The organism is Desulfogranum japonicum DSM 18378 (assembly GCF_000429945.1).
Lineage (GTDB): Bacteria > Desulfobacterota > Desulfobulbia > Desulfobulbales > Desulfobulbaceae > Desulfogranum > Desulfogranum japonicum.
In genome coordinates, this window is the sequence record NZ_KE387003.1 from 1 (window position 1) to 1,165 (window position 1,165).

Annotated in this window: 1 protein-coding gene; it reads left to right on the forward strand. The window is 47.6% G+C overall.

Features of this window, described 5'->3' with window-relative positions; genetic code table 11:
* Nucleotides 1–488 precede the first annotated feature (488 nt).
* The coding region (locus tag G493_RS33805) for a hypothetical protein (protein ID WP_035276136.1) at nucleotides 489–1,165 on the forward strand (677 nt) is incomplete at its 3' end.

A 1,165-nucleotide genomic window follows, 5' to 3' on the forward strand; every position in this document is an offset into this window, starting at 1 on the left:
ACTTTTGGGGGGATGACCCTTGCCCTGCTGACTATTTTCGTGGTTCCTGTGCTCTATTGCAGTCTTGCAGAAATTGCATTGAAGCTGAACCGCAAGGCCAGTACTGCGGTCAAATAACAGGCGTCTGAAAAAAACGGGAAAGGAGCTACCCAAAGGCTTGGAAAAGGCTGCGGCCAGTAGGGTGCGTCATGCGCACGTATGCCGCACAGGCTGTTGTTCCAGCAAGTTGAAGTCCTGCAAAAGGAGTTGTCCGTACTACCTGATCGCGGGGTTAACAACACTGATATTTCGATTAGCCTGTCTTTCTCCATCTCGCCTCTCGTTTTGCTCACCGTGACAATGGCAGGAAAATTCTTTTTCGTTGGGACACAAGGGGAAATCGGGGATGGCTGTTTTTTGTGTTGCGCTCATGGTCTAATGCGTTGATAATACGTATGTATTTGTATGGTTAAATGGTTTTTGGCGCGTTTTTAGGAAATGATGAAAGTATGAAGAGATTCTATTGCATATTGCTGGCTGTAGTCTTGCTTGTACAAGTAGACGCTGCTCTTGCCACCGTTGTGTATCAGGGGAAGAGCGGTGATATTTTTGAGCCAGGAAGTAGTGCTGTTGCCCACCAGGAAAAGGTACATGCCATTATTGGCAAGGTTGGTCAGGCCAAGGGTGTTGGTATGTTGCAGATACAGCTTACACTTGTTGTTTTAGCTGACCCAAGTGAAAATATGGGTGATCTTGCTGAGCAGCGTTGTCAGGTTCTCAAAAACGCCATTACTGCCCGGTATTCAGCCTTGAAAATTGAGTGCAATACCCTGACCAAGCAGGTGAATGTCCCGGAGCAGGTTTTAGGTGAGGCGGCTGTGTTAACTCAGGGCTCGATTGACACTCTGGTTTTACAAATGGTTCCCATTGCTGCTGGTCAAGTCGGTGGCGCGAATGCTGGGAATAAGCCCGCTGCGGCAACTTTAGATCCTTGGCTGGAAGGGATCCGCAAACGGTACGAAGCAATTGTTGCCAAACATAAAGACTGCGAGTGGTTTCCTGTGCCTAAGTACTGTAACATAGAATGTGAAACTCGTGGGAAAAATGGCTGTTATTCTGGGGATCCAGGGTATAAAGAATTTGCTTTGTGTATGATGCGCGGACCTAAATGTGAGCTTGTTGCAGG